At 69.9% G+C, this 239-nt stretch carries 1 protein-coding gene; it reads left to right on the top strand.

Annotated elements, in window-relative coordinates:
- On the top strand, positions 1–239 hold a 239-nt coding region (locus tag SB816_RS34680), incomplete at both ends, for a GGDEF domain-containing protein (protein WP_410548584.1).

Raw genomic sequence — 239 nt, 5'->3', positions numbered from 1 at the left:
GCATGAAGGGACTCGGCGGCATCGGCAACGTGGCGGCGGTCATGATGTGCGACCTCGATCATTTCAAGTCGATCAACGACCGCTTCGGCCACGCGGTCGGCGACGACGCGCTGCGCCACTTCGCCGAAATCCTGCGCACGCATCTGCGCGCGGGCGACGTGGCGGGCCGCATCGGCGGCGAGGAGTTCGCCATTCTGCTCGACGGCGCCGACGTGGAAGGCGCGTGCCGCGTGGCGCGC

This window comes from Achromobacter sp. SIMBA_011, assembly GCF_046535435.1.
Taxonomy (GTDB): Bacteria; Pseudomonadota; Gammaproteobacteria; order Burkholderiales; family Burkholderiaceae_B; genus Achromobacter; species Achromobacter dolens.
This window is presented reverse-complemented; position numbering and strand designations above follow the sequence as displayed.